Origin of the sequence: Microbacterium hydrocarbonoxydans (genome assembly GCF_023715885.1) — a bacterium.
GTDB classification, from domain to species: domain Bacteria; phylum Actinomycetota; class Actinomycetes; order Actinomycetales; family Microbacteriaceae; genus Microbacterium; species Microbacterium hydrocarbonoxydans_C.
In genome coordinates this window covers 23,458-38,134 of record NZ_JAMBOY010000009.1, presented here as the reverse complement: position 1 = coordinate 38,134, position 14,677 = coordinate 23,458, and the positions used below count along the sequence as shown (strand labels likewise).

The 14,677-nt window shown below is 69.9% G+C and carries 12 protein-coding genes and 1 tRNA gene; 2 read left to right on the top strand and 11 right to left on the bottom strand.

Features of this window, described 5'->3' with window-relative positions; genetic code table 11:
* Nucleotides 1-128: 128 nt before the first annotated feature.
* Nucleotides 129-219: transfer RNA gene (locus M3195_RS16675), tRNA-Ser, on the bottom strand.
* A 220-nt stretch (nt 220-439) separates the two neighbouring features.
* On the opposite strand from M3195_RS16675, the gene M3195_RS16670 reads away from it, so the two are divergent.
* Complete coding sequence (locus M3195_RS16670; RefSeq protein WP_251589211.1) at nt 440-1,216, top strand: hypothetical protein; 777 nt, start codon at nt 440-442, stop codon at nt 1,214-1,216.
* 124 nt (nt 1,217-1,340) lie between these two features.
* Here M3195_RS16670 and cydC read toward each other — a convergent pair whose 3' ends face one another.
* The 5 genes from cydC to M3195_RS16645 all read right to left on the bottom strand — a co-directional run bounded on the left by cydC (nt 1,341) and on the right by M3195_RS16645 (nt 7,891).
* Nucleotides 1,341-3,017 (bottom strand): thiol reductant ABC exporter subunit CydC, encoded by a 1,677-nt coding sequence (gene cydC, locus M3195_RS16665; protein ID WP_251589209.1) that lies wholly within the window; start codon nt 3,015-3,017, stop codon nt 1,341-1,343.
* Nucleotides 3,014-4,624, bottom strand: a complete 1,611-nt coding sequence (gene cydD, locus M3195_RS16660; protein ID WP_251589208.1) for a thiol reductant ABC exporter subunit CydD — start codon at nt 4,622-4,624, stop codon at nt 3,014-3,016. The genes cydC and cydD overlap by 4 nt, the downstream gene beginning before the upstream one ends.
* A gap of 91 nt (nt 4,625-4,715) precedes the next feature.
* Nucleotides 4,716-5,744 (bottom strand): cytochrome d ubiquinol oxidase subunit II, encoded by a 1,029-nt coding sequence (gene cydB, locus M3195_RS16655; protein ID WP_251589207.1) that lies wholly within the window; start codon nt 5,742-5,744, stop codon nt 4,716-4,718.
* A 14-nt stretch (nt 5,745-5,758) separates the two neighbouring features.
* The gene (locus M3195_RS16650) at nt 5,759-7,174 is read right to left on the bottom strand and encodes a cytochrome ubiquinol oxidase subunit I (RefSeq protein ID WP_251589206.1); all 1,416 of its coding nucleotides are present in this window, start codon (nt 7,172-7,174) and stop codon (nt 5,759-5,761) included.
* A 90-nt stretch (nt 7,175-7,264) separates the two neighbouring features.
* Complete coding sequence (locus tag M3195_RS16645; RefSeq protein ID WP_251589205.1) at nt 7,265-7,891, bottom strand: helix-turn-helix transcriptional regulator; 627 nt, start codon at nt 7,889-7,891, stop codon at nt 7,265-7,267.
* 100 nt (nt 7,892-7,991) lie between these two features.
* On the opposite strand from M3195_RS16645, the gene radA reads away from it, so the two are divergent.
* A complete protein-coding gene (gene radA / locus M3195_RS16640; RefSeq protein WP_251589204.1) occupies nt 7,992-9,359 on the top strand; it encodes a DNA repair protein RadA in 1,368 nt (455 codons plus the stop codon).
* A 22-nt stretch (nt 9,360-9,381) separates the two neighbouring features.
* Here radA and M3195_RS16635 read toward each other — a convergent pair whose 3' ends face one another.
* The 5 genes from M3195_RS16635 to M3195_RS16615 all read right to left on the bottom strand — a co-directional run bounded on the left by M3195_RS16635 (nt 9,382) and on the right by M3195_RS16615 (nt 14,563).
* A complete protein-coding gene (locus tag M3195_RS16635) occupies nt 9,382-9,792 on the bottom strand; it encodes a dehydrogenase (protein ID WP_251589203.1) in 411 nt (136 codons plus the stop codon).
* Between the two features lie 410 nt (nt 9,793-10,202).
* On the bottom strand, nt 10,203-10,859 hold the full coding sequence (locus tag M3195_RS16630) for a hypothetical protein (RefSeq protein WP_251589201.1): 657 nt from the start codon (nt 10,857-10,859) through the stop codon (nt 10,203-10,205).
* 41 nt (nt 10,860-10,900) lie between these two features.
* Nucleotides 10,901-11,956, bottom strand: a complete 1,056-nt coding sequence (locus M3195_RS16625) for an ABC transporter permease (RefSeq protein ID WP_251589199.1) — start codon at nt 11,954-11,956, stop codon at nt 10,901-10,903.
* The gene (locus tag M3195_RS16620) at nt 11,953-13,452 is read right to left on the bottom strand and encodes a sugar ABC transporter ATP-binding protein (protein ID WP_251589197.1); all 1,500 of its coding nucleotides are present in this window, start codon (nt 13,450-13,452) and stop codon (nt 11,953-11,955) included. The genes M3195_RS16625 and M3195_RS16620 overlap by 4 nt, the downstream gene beginning before the upstream one ends.
* 73 nt (nt 13,453-13,525) lie before the next feature.
* On the bottom strand, nt 13,526-14,563 hold the full coding sequence (locus M3195_RS16615) for a substrate-binding domain-containing protein (protein ID WP_251589195.1): 1,038 nt from the start codon (nt 14,561-14,563) through the stop codon (nt 13,526-13,528).
* Nucleotides 14,564-14,677 lie beyond the last annotated feature (114 nt).

The following is a 14,677-nucleotide window of genomic DNA, read 5'->3' as shown; positions in this document are numbered from 1 at the left end:
ATCAGCCTCGGCACCGGCGAGCTCCTCGCCGAATACACCCTCGACCCCACCAAGAACTACCAACGAAAAAACGGCTGAACCCCCGAAACCGGGGGTTCAGCCGTTCACGATGTCCTGAGACATCACAATGGCGGTGACGGTGGGATTTGAACCCACGGTAGGGGGTTACCCTACACAACTTTTCGAGAGTTGCACCTTCGGCCGCTCGGACACGTCACCGCCGACTAGCTTACGACACCGCGCGCTGCGGCGCGAATCGGGGCGGTGACGGCATCCTTCCTCCGCTCCAGTTGGCACCTGATGCCGCAATCCCTGCGGGATTGCGGCAAGAGGCGTCAACTCGACGAGGATGCCGAGGAACCGCGGTTTTGTCCGGCCGCCGGGTCCCTGCGTCGCCACCGCATCCTGGTTAGGATTGCCTAAACGGGAGGGTGCGCACATGGCTTTCATCACGTCCGAGGCTCTCGCCGCGACCGGGTACGTGGTCCTCGACGATCATGACCAGGCGTCCGACCCCGCCGAATGGCTCGATCTGCAGTACATCGGCTGGCGCTCGTCGGGCATCACGCGGTTCGCCCCGCTCGCGACCTACGCCGGCGACATCGAGTGCAACGGATTCTGGAACCACACCCCTCCCCGCACCGACAAGGACGGGGTGTGGGTGCCGTCGCAGGTGGCGATCGCACCGACCCTGCAGGCACGGGCGCTCGAACCCGGTGCCGGGGTCGGGCGCTGCCGCGTCATCGAGCTGCAGCCGAACACGTACGCGGATGCTGTCTACAACCTGCATCAGGACGACAACAACCGCCTCAACGACGACGGCACCGGCTGGGTCGTGCGCGGGTACTACAACCTCACCGACGACCCCGACTCGCTGCTGCTGCTCCGCTCCGACCGCTTCGACCCCGCCACCGAGATCCGGCTGCCGCTGCCCGCGGGCTCGCGGATCATCGTCGACACGCAGCGCTTCTGGCACGCCGTGTGGCATCGGGGCGCAGCTCCGCGCTTCGCGCTCATCACGTCGTGGACGTCCGGGCCGGAGCTCGACGCGTACATCGCGGCGAACCACGGGGATCCGCACCCGGCGACGGTGGACCTCGACCCCGCCCTCGTCGACGAGGCGCAGGTGGAGCTGCACCGCCGCATCGAGGAGCGCCGCCGCGCGTTCGAGGCGCAGGGCATCGTCATGGAGCCCCGCGCCGACCTGAACGTCTGACGGCCCCCCGGTCGTTGAGCGAGCGGAGCGAGACGAAACGCGCCACACCCCGCGGAACCTCCCGGCGTTTCGTCTCGTCGCTGCGCTCCTCGCTCAACGACCTGTGGAGATGGACACCGCGGCCTCAGACGGTACGGCCGTCCTCCAGCCGCACGACCCGATCGACCGACCCGGCCGGCGGAGCGACGTGCGAGATGAGCAGCACCGACTGCTCCCCCGCCGCTCCGAGCAGGTCCGCGAGCAGGGCGTCCGAGGCGTCCGGGTCCACGCCCGCGGTCGGCTCGTCGAGCACCAGGACAGGGAAGCCGCGCAGCAGGGCCCGCGCCAGAGCGATGCGCTGGGCCTGACCGCCCGACACGAGGCCGCCGCGATCGCCGACCCGGGCATCCAATCCGCCGCGCTCGCGCACCCACTCCCCCAGCCCGACCCGGTCGAGCACGGCGAGGAGCTCGTCGTCGGTCGCGGTGTCTCGCGCGAACAGCAGGTTCTGACGGATGTCCTCGTCGAACAGCTGCGGGCTCTGCTCGCACAGCCCGATCGTGCGTCGCAGCGCCTCGCCCGACAGCGCCGACGCATCGATGCCGCCGACCGTGTACGTCCCCTCCGCACGCAGGAATCCCACGAGCACGGCGGCGAGCGAGCTCTTTCCCGCACCACTCGGTCCCGAGACCAGCACACGCTCCCCCGGCCGCAGCTCGAGGTCGACCCCGCGCAGCGCGGGCGCGCCGCCCGGCCACTCCGCCCGCACACCGTGCAAACGCAGCGTAGGCGTCCCGTCGACCTCGGTGTCCGCTCCGTCGTCGGAACGCAGCTGCTCCGGCATCCGGTCGGGAAGCACGTCGACGATGCGCTCGGCGCTCGCGCGAACGCTGCGCCAGGATGCCGCGGCGATCGGCACCGCCCCGAACACCTCGAACACCACCATGGGCACGAGCACGGCCACCGCAAGCCACGGACCGTCGATCGCGCCGGAGACCAGGCCGGGGGCGGCGGCCGCGAGCGCCCAGACGGATGCCGCACCCGCCACGGCCGACACGACTCCCGCGGCGACAGCCTGCGCGAGCGAGGCTCGACCGACGGCGCGTCGCAGCGCGGCATCCGCCTCCCGCACACGCTCCCGCGCCTGCGGCTCGGCACCGTAGGCGAGCAGCACGTCGAGTCCGCCGATGTAGTCGGTGAGCGCGGCGGTGAGGTCGCCGCGGCGGGTCGACACGACGGCTTCGGCCCGCGAGCCGAACAGCCAGCCGAGGCCGACCGCGGCGAGCGCGGCGATCACGAGACAGACCGCGAGCGTCAGAGCCGCCGGCACCGAGACGAACAGCAGGAACCCGACGGCGCCCAGTGCGACGACGCCCGACACGGCCAACGGCTGCACCACCCGCAGCGGCAGATTCTGCAGGTTCTCGACGTCGTCGACGAGGGCGGACAGCACCCGCCCGTGGTCGGTGCGGCCGAGCCCGGCGGGAGACAGCGGCGTGAGCCGCCGGACCATGTCGGCGCGGGTCGCGGCGAGCTGACGCAGCGCGGCGTCGTGGCCGCTCAGACGTTCGAGGTACCGGGTGACGGCGCGCGTCACGGCGAAGAACCGCACGCCGACGACCGCGATCGAGAGGGGCACGAGCGAGTCGACGATCGACGCGCTGACGATCAGCCAGCCGCTCACCGCGAGCAGACTCACCGCGGCGCCGGCCGACAGCACGCCCCAGATCAGCCCCGGCAGGAAGCGCAGGAGCGGCGGCTGCGCGAGGCGCAGAACCTCGCGGATGTGCAGCGCGCGCGATTCGGACCGGATGCTGCTCATACGCGCACCCCCAACTCGACGACCTGGTCGGCGATGCGCCGGGCCGAGCGCCGATGCGACACGACGAGCACGGTGGCTCCGGCATCCGCCCGCTCGCGCAGCGAGTCCCAGAGCCGCTGCTCGGTCTGGGCGTCGAGCGCGCTCGACGGCTCGTCGAGGGCGAGCACCGCGTCCAGTCGCCGCGAGTGCCGGTACAGCGCCCGCGCGACCGCGACGCGCTGCGCCTGCCCGCCCGAGAGTCCGCTTCCCTGCACCCCGAGCTCCAGCGCGGGGTCGAGATCGTCGGCGCACGCGGACGCGAGCGCGTGACGGATGCCGTCGGCGTCGGGTTCCGCGTCCCCGAGAGACACGTTCTCGGCGATCGTTCCGCGGCTCAGCTGCGGGCGCTGTCCCGCCCAGGCCAGCCAGGCGGCGGGCGACAGCCCACGAACGTCGATGCCCCCGAGGGCGGCGGCACCTTCGAACGGGACGGCGCCGCGCAGCGCGGCGAGCAGACTGGATTTGCCGGATCCGCTCGGTCCCTCGATGAGCGTGACCGTGCCGGGGGCCGCGGTGAAGGTGACGGGCGGGAGATCGCGCACGCGCAGGTCGGTGACGATCAGCGGGCCTGCGGCGCGTCTCGTCTCGTCGCTGCGCTCCTCTCGCGGCGACCCGGGGCCAGCGCCCGCCTCGTCGAGCACCGCGAACACGTCCTCGGTCGCCGCCACGCCCTCGGCGGCGGCGTGGAACTGCACCCCGACCTGGCGGATCGGCAGGAACGCCTCCGGGGCGAGCAGCAGCACGAACAGCCCGACCTCGAGCGACAGGTCGCCCGACAGGAGGCGGAACCCGACCGCCACCGCGATCAGCGCCACGGCGAGCGACGAGAGCAGCTCCATCGCGAACCCCGACAGGAACGAGAACCGCAGCACCTTCATGGTCTCGCGTCGATAGTCGTCGGCGGTCTGCTCGATCTGCGCGGCGGCGCGGCGCTCCCGTCCGAACAGCCGGAGCGTCGCGAGGCCCTGCACGGTGTCGGCGAACCGGGCAGCGAGCCGCTGCAGCGTCTGCCACTGGCGGCGCTGCACGGTGCGGGTCGCGATGCCGATCAGGATGAGGAAGAGCGGGATCAGCGGCAGAGTGATCGCGGCAGTGAGTCCGCTCGGCCAGTCCTGCCACCACATCACGGCGAGGATCACCGGGGTGGCTGTGACGGTGAGAACGAGCTGCGGGATGTACCGGGCGAAGTACGCGTCGAGCGCTTCGAGTCCATGCCCGGCGGTGACGGCGAGCTCGGTGCGGTTCCGCTGCGCGAGCCACCCCGGGCCGAGTCGTCCGATCGCCGCGATGAGGGCTGCGCGCAACTCCATCCCGGTCCTTGCCGCCGCCCTGGTGCCGGCTGCGTCGGACGCGGCGATGAGCGCTCCGCGCAGCAGCGCGAGACCCAGCAGCGACAGGAGGGATGCCGTCACGTCGCGACCTGCGAGGGCGCCGGTCACAGCATCCGTCAGCATCCAGGCGAACGCGACCGTGACCGCCGTCTGCACGACCCCGATCACGCCCGACAGGAGCAGAAACCCCCGCGCGGCGCTCGCGTACCGGATGAGCCGGATGTCGACGGGTTTCACGCGTCGCCCCGAGACGTCGTTCCGGTCGCAGTCTGTGCCGCCGCCGACGCGAACTCGCGGCACGAAGTGCGACCGGAACCCCGAAGATCACTCACGCGTGCGCCGGAGCCCCCTCGATCGAACGGCGGGTGACGCGCTTGCGGAACACCCAGTATGTCCACGCCTGGTAGGCGAGCACGAGCGGGGTCGCGATCAGCGCCGTCCAGCTCATGATCTCCAGGGTATATCGCGTGCTCGACGCGTTCGCGACGGTCAGGCTGTAGGCCGGGTCGATGGTCGACGGCATCACGTACGGGAACAGCGCGGCGAACAGCATGACGACCGCGAGCATCACGGTGACCATGCCCGAGACGAACGCCCAGCCGTCACGGCGCACCAGCGAGAACCCGATCGCCGCGACCAGCGCGACCGCCGCGAGCGCACCGGCGCCGAGCACCAGCCACAGCAGCGGAGCCTCGCGGTTCATCGCGATGACCGCCGTCCAGACGACGGTGCCGACGGCCGCGAGCACCGTCGGTCCGGCGACGAGCTTCGCGAGGCGATGAGCGTCTTCGTGCACGGGCCCGTCGGTCTTGAGCGCGACGAAGAGCACGCCGTGCAGGAAGAACAGCAGCAGCGTCGTGACGCCGACCAGCAGCGCATACGGGTTGAGCAGCGCGTAGAACCCGCCGACGTAGACGTGGTCGGCGTTCAACGCGACCCCCTGCACGATGTTGCCGAACGCGACACCCCACAGCAGCGCGGGCACCGCCGAGCCGATCACGATCATGCGGTCGAAGCGGCGCTTCCAGGCGATGTCGTCTCGCTGATGGCGGTACTCGAACGACACGCCGCGCAGGATCAGCGCGAGCAGAATCAGCAGCAGCGGCAGGTAGAAGCCGCTGAACAGAGTGGCGTACCACTCGGGGAACGACGCGAACAGCACGGCGCCGGCGACGATGACCCAGGTCTCGTTGAGGTCCCAGACGGGGCCGATCGTGTTGATGACCTGGCGGCGCGAGACGTCGTCCTTGCCGAGGAACGGCAGCGACATGCCGACGCCGAAGTCGAACCCGTCGAGCACGAAGTAGCCGACGAAGAAGAAGGCGACGATGAAGAACCAGAGCGTTGCGAGATCCATGATGTCTCCTTCTCTCAGTACACGACCGACGGCAGCTGGGCCGTCTCCTCGTGGGGTTGCTCGTCGGTGTCCGGACCCTTCTGCGCAGCCTTGACGATCAGGCGCACCTCGACGACCGCGAGGGCGGCGTAGATCGCGGTGAACGCGACGAGAGAGATCAGCACGTCGACCCCGGTGACACCCGGCGAGACGCCGTCACGGGTGGTCATGAGACCGAAGACGATCCACGGCTGGCGACCCATCTCGGTGAAGACCCAGCCCATGATGTTGGCGGCGAGCGCGAGCGGGAACGACCAGATCGCGAGCTTCCACATCCATGGCGCCGGCGGCTTCTTGGCGCCCTTGCGGGTCAGCCACTGGCCGACGACGGCGACGAGGCCGGCGGCCATGCCGAGACCGATCATCCAGCGGAACGCCCAGTACGTGACCCAGAGGATCGGCGCGAACTCGGTGAGGCCGGTGTCGGCGAAGGTCGTCGCGTACTCGGCGTTCAGGTCGTTGATGCCGTGCACGCACGCGTCGAACGTGTGGGTCGACAGGAGCGACAGCAGGTACGGCACGCGGATGCTGAACAGCTCGGAGCTGCCGTCAGGGGTGCCGAGCGTGAAGAGACTGAAGGAGGCGTCCGGCCCGCAGACCGTGTTGAACGTGGCCTCGGCCGCGGCCATCTTCATCGGCTGCGCGGCGTACATCGCGAGGCCCAGCTGGTCGCCCGTGAGCACGACGCCGGCGGTCGAGACGATCATCGCCCAGAGGCCGAACTTCAGGGAGATGCGCACGGTGTCGAAGTGCTGTCCGCGGGCGAGGTGCCACGCCGACACCGAGATCACGACTCCGGCGGCGAACATGAGCGCACCGAAGATCGTGTGCGGGAAGGCGGCGAGCGCGACGGGGTTGGTCAGCAGCGCCCAGAAGTCGGTGAGCTCGGCGCGGTTGGTCTCGGGGTTGAAGACGTAGCCGACCGGGTTCTGCATGAACGCGTTCGCGGCGATGATGAAGTACGCCGACAGGATGCTGCCGATCGAGACGCACCAGATCGTGGCGAGGTGCAGCTTCTGCGGGAGCTTGTCCCAGCCGAAGATCCAGAGCCCGATGAACGTGGCCTCGAAGAAGAACGCGAGCAGACCCTCGAACGCCAGCGGGGCGCCGAACACGTCGCCGACGAAGCGGGAGTAGTCCGACCAGTTCATGCCGAACTGGAACTCCTGCACGATGCCGGTCACGACGCCCATGGCGAAGTTGATGAGGAAGATCTTGCCGAAGAAGCGCGTCAGGTGCAGGTACTGCACCTTTCCGGTGCGCACCCACGCGGTCTGGAAGATCGCCGCGACGAGCGCCATGCCGATCGTGAGCGGCACGAAGAGGTAGTGGTAGACGGTCGTCAGACCGAACTGCCATCGGGACAGTGCGAGCGGGTCGAGCCATTCCATGGGACCACTCCTTCTTCTCTGTCTGCGGGTACGCCGGTGAGAGGTCCGCCGCCCCCGTCGGGCGGCAGACCATGGGTCAGGTGACGCGCGCTAGGCGGCGGTCATCTCCGTGAGACGCAGCTGCACCGTGCACTCCTCCGGGAGATCGGAGGTTCGCACGGCCCCGGCAGCGAGCGGCCCGCCGGCTTCGGCGAGCACCCCCTGCATGAGGCCGAGGTGCACGGAGCACAGCATCGGACGGTCTTCGGCACGACCAGCGGCGTGCGGGCAGGGGCTGAGGTCGACCGTGAGCTGCTCGTCGTCGACGACGGGCTCGAAGCCGCTCTCCTCGAGGTGTTCGATCAGGGCATCCAGCTGATAGGTCGCATCGCGACCGAGAGCGGATGCCGTGGCGGGCAGCATCCGGCGAAGCAGATCTCCCCGCTGGGCCGCGGCCTTCGCCTTGTCGCGCGCGATGGGGCTCGACGCGTCACCCGTGCCTGTCGCCGCGCTGTACAGGGTGCGCGGCCGGCCGCGGGTGGTGCGGTGCTCGGTCGCCTGGATGACGTAGCCGCCCTCGATGAGGCGCTGCAGGTGCTCGCGCACCGTGTTCGGATGCAGTCCGGTGGCCTCGCACAGCTCGCCGATCGTGCGCTCGGCACGGCTCTGCACCAGGTGCAGGATGCGCACCCGGGAGAACGTCGAGATCGGCCCGCAGACGGGCGCTCCGTTGGCCATGGATCCAGTATCCCGCGGCCGTCGCGGCCGTCGCAGGCTTCCGGCCGTGAATAATGCCCGCCGCGATAGGGATGTCGGATACCGGCGATAGCCTGGCTGCATGGCTGCCCGTAAACCCGCTCCCCCCGCGTACGTCTGCACGGAATGCGGGTGGACGACGGCGAAGTGGGTCGGGCGCTGCGCCGAATGCCAGCAGTGGGGAACGGTGCAGGAGCAGGGCGCGCAGACCGGCATCCTCAGCCGCGTCACGCCGCTCGCCCCGAGCGCGGATCGAGCGGCGCGACCGATCACGCAGATCACCACGACCGACGCACCGCGCCGCACGAGCGGGGTCGCCGAGTTCGACCGAGTACTGGGTGGCGGGATCGTGCCGGGTGCGGCGATCCTGCTGAGCGGTGAACCGGGGGTCGGCAAGTCGACCCTGCTGCTCGAGGTCGCGGCCCGCGCCGCACATGCGGGGCGGCGGGTGCTCTACGCGAGCGCCGAGGAGTCACCGGCGCAGGTGCGTCTGCGCGCCGAGCGCACCGGGGCGCTGCACGACGAGCTCTACCTCGCGAGCGAGACCGACCTCGCCACGATCCTCGGTCACATCGACGAGGTCGAGCCGCAGCTCGTCATCGTCGACTCCGTGCAGACGGTGTCGTCATCGCTGATCGACGGGGCGGCGGGGCAGCCCAGCCAGGTGCGCGAGGTCGCCGCGACGCTGATCCGCATCGCGAAGGAGCGCGGGCTGCCGATCATCATCGTCGGGCACGTCACGAAAGACGGTCAGGTCGCAGGTCCGCGGGTGCTGGAGCACCTCGTCGATGTCGTGTGCCACTTCGAGGGCGATCGGCAGACCTCCCTGCGCTTCATCCGCGCGCTCAAGAACCGCTTCGGTCCGACCGACGAGGTCGGATGCTTCGAGATGACCGGAGACGGCATCGCCGAGGTCCCCGATCCGTCCGGGCTCTTCCTGTCGCAGGGCGACACCGAACCAGGAACCTGCGTCGCCATCTCGCTCGAGGGTCGCCGGGCGCTGCCGGTCGAGGTGCAGGCGCTCACCGTGAACACGACGGCGCCGAATCCGCGCCGCGTCGTGCACGGGCTCGATGCGTCGCGCGTGGCGATGGTGCTGGCGATCCTCGAACGGCGTGCGCAGATCAAGACGAGCACGCTCGACGTGTACGTGTCGACCGTCGGCGGGGTGCGCTTCACGGAGCCCGCCGCAGACCTCGCGATCGCCATCGCGGTGGCCGGGTCGATCCAGCAGATCCGCGTGCCGCGCACCGTGGCCGCGGTCGGAGAGCTCAGCCTCGCGGGAGAGATCCGCCCGGTCACACAATCGGCGCAGCGCCGGTCCGAGGCGTCGCGCCTCGGATACGAGCAGGTCGTCGACGATCGGTCGAAGACCCTGCGCGCCGCGCTGAGCGACGTGCGCGCCCGCAACACCTCGCGTCGACACGAGGGCGATATCCCGCCCTTCTGAACTCGGGCCGAGAGCGCGAGCGTCAGGCGTCGAGGGCCTTCAGGATCTCCTCGGGCGACGCCTGCATCGGATGCGGTCCCGCGATGTCGAGGAACACCGTCGTGATGGGGTGAGCGGAGAGGAACTTCCGCAGCCAGTCGGCGCCGTAGATGCCGACGCCGGGCGGCAGGTTCGCCGGCTTGTTCTTCGCGTCGCTGAACAGCAGCAGGGCGAGATCGCCGCTGTTCGGGTCGCGGTACGTCCACACCTCACCGCTGTCGAGCGGATTGTCGCGAGCACCGGGCGAGATCAGCGGAACGACGGTGGTGCCGTGACGAAGGGCGAGGGCGACCGCGGCGACGTCCTGCTTCTCGAGCGCCTGGGCGAGAGCATCCGACCGGAAGTCCTCGGGTGCGGGCTTTTTCCTGCCGTGCTTCGCCTTCTTCGCTGCCATGTCTCCAGCTTATTCAGCAACCGTGCGGACGAGGCGGGCGGCGAGGCGGGCCCGCAGACAGAATGGGGCCCTCTCGAGTCATCCATTGGGGACTGGGGTACTCGAGAGGGCCCAGGCTCTCGCGCGGCAGTGTCGAAGCGCTGGGGACGCTGTGAGTCGACGCCACTGGGGATGGCATAGCGCCGCAAGATCTGGAGAGCCGTGTCAATGGTATCCCAAAGAAGCACTTCCGTCATCCTCGAAGCTGAATCCAGGTCGGTATTCACGCGCCGGACACACGCCGGAAAACTGCACCGATATTCAGTGCAGGCGCTTCCCGAGATCAGGAGGGTGACCCGACATCAGGAGGTTCCGGGCCGAACGGTCCTGTTCTCGGGCGAGCCTCCTGATCTCAGGCGCAGGTTTCGCCCTCAGTACAGGAGGATCTGCGTGGTCGCAGCGCCGGCGAACCCGCCGATCTCGACGGCCACGTGGTACGACGATCCGCCGCCCGGGGCCCGAGGCCGGTTCTCCTGCGCGCAGGTCTCGACGCTCGAGCGCGTGCGATCCCACACCACCGGCACTTTGCTGGTGACCGTCGCGCCCGCGGCGAGCGTCGCGATCATGCTGCTCGGGTTCTCCTGACAGTCGGTCGACCGCCACCACACGTCGGCGCCACTCGACACCGTGAACACCTGGGTGCTCGATCCGACGTCGATCGTGCAGTCCGTCGGGCCGTTGTTGGTGAGCGAGATCGACAGGTTCGGCAGCTCGCCGGCGGCGTAGGTGTCGGCATCCGTGACCGCCGAGACCACGACGTCCTTCGCCTCGCACGCGACGACCCCGGGCGTCTCCTCCGCGACCGGCTCCTCCGACGGATCCGCCGAGGGCGTGTCAGTGGGCGTGGCATCGGCCGTGGGGGTCGGCGACGCCGACGGGGTCGCGGGAGGCACGGCCTCGGCCGCGCTGGCCCACGGGCGCGAGACGAGCAGCCACACCGCCACACCGATGACGGCGAGGAACAGGATCAGACCCACGAGCGCCACCAGTCGCCGGCGACGATAGACGGCGGCGGACTGACGAGGCATGACTCCAGGTTAAGCGATCGACCTGTCGATCCCCCGGAGCCTCAGCCCGGTATTCCGATGCGGCGCTCTCCGGAGCGGAGCTGCTGGATGACGACGGCGATCACGAGCAACGCGCCCTGGGCGACGTTCTGCCAGAACGAGTTCACCCCGAGGATCGTCATGCCGTTCGTGAGCACGCCCAGCAGGATGACGGCGAGGATCGTCCCCGAGATCGTGCCCTTGCCGCCCTTCAGCGCCGCGCCGCCGAGCGCCGCGGCCGTGATGGCCTGGAGCTCCAGCCCCTCCGACCCCGAGATAGGCTGCCCCGACCCGGTGCGGGCGGTGATGAGGATGCCGGCGATCGCCGCCACGGCGCCGGTGACCATGTACACCCCGATGATGTAGCGGTTGATGTCGATGCCGGCGAGGCGGGAGGCGATGTTGTTCCCGCCCACCGCATAGATGTTGCGACCGACCGACGTGTACCGCAGCACGATGTGCGCGAGCAGCGCCACCACGAGCAGCACGAGGATGAGGGTCGGGATGCCGGCGATCGCGCCGCGGGCGAGGAAGACGAAGAACGGGTCGGCGCCGGTGTAGCCCTGCGCGCGGCCGTCGGAGATGAGCTGCGCTACGCCCTTGAACGCCGCGAGGGTCGCGAGGGTCGCGATCACGGGGTTGACGCGTCCGAACACGATGATGCAGCCGTTCACGAGCCCGCAGAGCACGCCGATGCCGATCGCGCCGGCGACGCCCAGCACGGGCCCTGCCGCCGTGAAGATCATCGCCGAGGTCACCGAGGTGAGACCCGCGATCGACCCGACCGAGATGTCGAGCGCTCCGAGGATGATGACGATGGTCTGCACCACGGCCAGCAGTCCCATGATCGCGATGGCCGTGCCGATGACCTTGAGGTTCGCGACGCTGAAGAACAGCGGGTTCTGCAGCCCGATGACGGCGACGACGAGCACGATCGCGAGGATGAGCGAGACGTTCTGCACGCCCACTCCCCCGAGCACTCGACGCACCAACGAGGGCCGCTCGGTCGCGGGTCGCTCGACGGCGGCCGTCGCGGCTGCGCCGGTCTTGATCTCCGGGTTGTCGATCTTGTCGCTCATGCGGCGACCTCCTCGTCCATCGCGAGCGCGAGAATGCTCTCTTCGGTTGCCTCGGCGCGCGGGAGCTCTCCCGTGATCCGGCCGTGGGCCATGACATAGATGCGATCCGAGACGCCGAGCACCTCGGGGAGTTCGCTGGAGACGACGATCACGGCGACGCCCTCGTGGGCCAGGCGGTCGATGATCGCGTAGATCTCAGCCTTCGCCCCGACGTCGATGCCGCGCGTCGGCTCGTCGAGGAGCAGCATCCGCGGCGCCGTGGCGAGCCAGCGCGCCAGCACCACCTTCTGCTGATTGCCGCCCGAGAGTCGCCCGACGAGCTGCTCGGTGCTGGGGGTGCGGATGCGGAGCGAGTCGACATAGCCCTGCGCGAGCGCGGTCTCGGCGGAGTCCTTGACGAAGATCCAGCGCGACAGGGATCGCAGCACTGCGAGTGCGGCGTTGTCGCGCACACTGCGTTCGAGCAGCAGGGCCTCGGCCTTGCGCTCCTCGGGGGCGAACCCGATCCTCGCGCGGATGCTGTCGCGGGGGCTGCGGAAGCGCCTGGCCTTCCCATCGACCCTGATCGCGCCGCCGTCGACGGGCAGGTCGCCCGCGATGGTCTTCATGAGCTCGCTGCGTCCGGCGCCGACGAGGCCGGCGATGCCGACGACCTCGCCCGCTCTCACCGACAGCGAGATGTCCTGCACGAACTCGTTCGACACGGCGTCGAGCTCGAGCACGACCTCGCCCGGGGCCGCGGGCTCGCGGTGGAAGAACTGGGAGAGATCCCGGCCGACCATCATGCGCACGAGTTCGTCGTGGTCGGTCTCGTCGACGGTCTTCGTGCCGACGTACGCGCCGTCGCGGAGCACGGTGATGCGGTCGGCGAGCTGGAAGATCTCGCCCATGCGGTGCGAGACGTAGCCGATCGCGACGCCTTCCTGCTGCAACTGGCGGATGAGCGCGAAGAGCAGTGCCACCTCCTCGTCGCCGAGCGACGAGGTCGGCTCGTCGAAGCAGATGACCGTCGGCCGCGCGATGACGGCACGCATGATCTCGACGATCTGACGCTGGGCGGGCGACAGATCGGCGCCGAGCGTGCGGGCGTCGATGACACGGTCGAAGCCCCAGCGGCGCAGTTCCTCGGTGGCGGTGCGCTCGAGGCGGCCGCGGCGGAACCCACCGGCACCGAGGGCGCCGATGTAGATGTTCTCGGCGACCGAGACCCAGGGGACGATCTCGGGCTCCTGGGCGATGACGCGGAGCCCGGCATCCCGGGCGTCGGCCGGTCCGGAGAACGACACGGCCTCTCCGCCGATCGACAGCTCGCCGCCGTCGGGCCGGTAGTCGCCGCCGAGGATCTTGAGGAGCGTCGACTTGCCCGCCCCGTTCTCGCCCATGAGCGCCGTGACCTCGCCGGCGCGCAGCTCCAGCTCGACGCCCCGCAGGGCGCGCACGGGGCCGAACGACTTGGTGATCGCCTGTGCGCGCAGCGCGACGGCCTGATCGGTCATGGTGTCCTCTCGTGATCGGATGCCGGGGGAAGCGGGGCGGCCGTGCTCAGGGCCGCCCCGCGGGAGAGAGACGTCAGGTGCAGACGACGCCCTTCTCCTCCCAGTTGGAGGCGTCCACGATCTCGGTGTTGGCGACCGTCTTCGGTGGCAGCTCGGTGCCGTTGCGCAGCAGGTCGACCATCGAGGTGACGGCGGCCTTGCCGACCTCGACGCCGGAGATGAAGAGCGCCGACTTGTTGCCGGTCTCCTGGCCCGCGTTCCAGTCCTTGCAGGTCAGATACGCACCGAGGCCGACGCCGATGATGTCGGCGGGGGCGACGCCCGCGTTCTGCAGCGCCGTGACGACGCCGGTCTCATTCTCGTCGTTGCAGCCCCAGACCACCCAGTGCTTCACGCCGGAGTTCGCAGTGATCACGGCGCCCGCCTTGTCCTGCGCATCGGTGGCGGAGTTGTCGGTGCCGACCTCGATGACCTCGGGGCCGTCGGGCACGGCCTGCGAGAAGGCGTCGATCGCGCCGTCGACGCGCTCGACGCAGTTCGGCTGGTCCTGCTTGTAGGCGGAGAGGATGCGGGTGTCGGCGGCGGCCCATCCGCCCTCCTGGTAGAGACGGGCGGCCTCGGCGCCGACCTTCTCGCCCATCGAGGTGCCGTCGAAGCCGGTGAACGGAGCGGCATCGCCCTTCGCGTCGACGATCGGGTCGTCGGCGGCCATGAGCGGGATGCCGGCGTCGGCGGCGAGCTGGATCACCTGCGGGCCGATCTGGGTGTCGGGGACGACGATGATGATGCCGTCGACGCCCTGGGCGATCGCGGCCTCGACCTCGGAGATCGCCTTGTTCGAGTCGGTGCTGACGTCGACGACGTTGATCGTGACGTCGCCGTCCTCCTTCGCCGCCTCCTTCGCGCCGTTCGCCTCGTCGATGAAGTACTGCTGGTCGCCCTGCTTCTGGATGAGGGCGATCGTGAGCGGCCCGTCGGACGTGCCTCCACCGCCGGCAGCGGGCTCGGCGGTCTCCATTCCGGACGAACAGGCGGTGAGTGCTGCGAGCGCGAGGACGGCGGCGCCGCCGGCGGCGGTCCGCGCCCAGAGGCGGCTGCGGGTGGCGAACATTGAGACTCCTTCGTCTTCGTGCGTGACCGGCCAGGACGACCGGCTGGTGTGCGGAACAGATCGACCGTACCCCGCCGGATCGCCACGAGTGGAGGACGATCAAACGGATCATAT

Bases quoted from the DNA above. Each gene is read 5' to 3' on its own strand.
- M3195_RS16670 (WP_251589211.1), top strand. From the start codon at position 440: ATGGCTTTCATCACGTCCGAGGCTCTCGCCGCGACCGGGTACGTGGTC.
- cydC (WP_251589209.1), bottom strand. From the start codon at position 3,017: ATGAGCAGCATCCGGTCCGAATCGCGCGCGCTGCACATCCGCGAGGTT.
- cydB (WP_251589207.1), bottom strand. From the start codon at position 5,744: ATGGATCTCGCAACGCTCTGGTTCTTCATCGTCGCCTTCTTCTTCGTC.
- M3195_RS16650 (WP_251589206.1), bottom strand. From the start codon at position 7,174: ATGGAATGGCTCGACCCGCTCGCACTGTCCCGATGGCAGTTCGGTCTG.
- M3195_RS16645 (WP_251589205.1), bottom strand. From the start codon at position 7,891: ATGGCCAACGGAGCGCCCGTCTGCGGGCCGATCTCGACGTTCTCCCGG.
- radA (WP_251589204.1), top strand. From the start codon at position 7,992: ATGGCTGCCCGTAAACCCGCTCCCCCCGCGTACGTCTGCACGGAATGC.
- M3195_RS16635 (WP_251589203.1), bottom strand. From the start codon at position 9,792: ATGGCAGCGAAGAAGGCGAAGCACGGCAGGAAAAAGCCCGCACCCGAG.
- M3195_RS16630 (WP_251589201.1), bottom strand. From the start codon at position 10,859: ATGCCTCGTCAGTCCGCCGCCGTCTATCGTCGCCGGCGACTGGTGGCG.
- M3195_RS16625 (WP_251589199.1), bottom strand. From the start codon at position 11,956: ATGAGCGACAAGATCGACAACCCGGAGATCAAGACCGGCGCAGCCGCG.
- M3195_RS16620 (WP_251589197.1), bottom strand. From the start codon at position 13,452: ATGACCGATCAGGCCGTCGCGCTGCGCGCACAGGCGATCACCAAGTCG.
- M3195_RS16615 (WP_251589195.1), bottom strand. From the start codon at position 14,563: ATGTTCGCCACCCGCAGCCGCCTCTGGGCGCGGACCGCCGCCGGCGGC.